The organism is Vibrio sp. 1401 (assembly GCF_033340295.1).
Window position 1 is genome coordinate 1 of the sequence record NZ_JAWOWF010000301.1, and the last position, 752, is coordinate 752.

Consider the following 752-nt stretch of genomic DNA (forward strand, 5'->3'; position numbering starts at 1 on the left):
CGATTCCCGTTCCGATGCTCAAACAAATCACCGAGCATTATCATCGTTTGGTCTTTTCTAGCACGATTCATGGCTATGAGGGCTGCGGACGTGGCTTCACGTTGAAGTTCATTGAATGGTTGCAACAACAACGACCTGGCATGAAGACGTATCACATGCAGCAGCCAATTCGTTGGAGCGTAGATGATAAGTTAGAAACGTGGTTGTATGACGCTTTTATCTTGAACGCGGAATTATCGCCGCAATCCATTGAAGGCATGGCGAACGTATCGTTGAACAAAGTGGACAAGCAAGCACTGGTTCACCAACCCAACTTACTACGCGAATGCTTTGCTTTACTGGTTAATGCTCATTATCAAACCTCACCGAATGATTTGCTCCATTTACTGCGAGATGACAACAGCTCCGTTTATCTCGCGATGGATAAACAAAATATCATCGGGGTCATTCTCACGGTTGAGGAGGGCGGTCTTGATGACGAGTTAATTGAAGCCGTTCAACTTGGTCAACGTCGTCCTAAAGGGCATTTGACGCCAATCACCATCATCAATCAACTTGGTTTGGTAAAGGTAGGTAAGCTTATTACTTCACGAGTGATGCGAATTGCGGTGCATCCTGATCTACAAGGTTCGGGCATTGGCAAGCGCATGCTAACACTACTCGAGGAAAGTGTTGGTGCCCATGTGGATTACCTATCGACAAGTTTTGGTGCGACGGATGAGTTGATTCAGTTTTGGCAACAAGCTGGTTAT

Annotated in this window: 1 protein-coding gene; it reads left to right on the forward strand. The window is 46.0% G+C overall.

What is annotated here, in order from left to right; translation table 11 throughout:
* The coding region (locus R7Z77_RS25245) for a GNAT family N-acetyltransferase (RefSeq protein WP_318137032.1) at positions 1 to 752 on the forward strand (752 nt) is incomplete at both ends.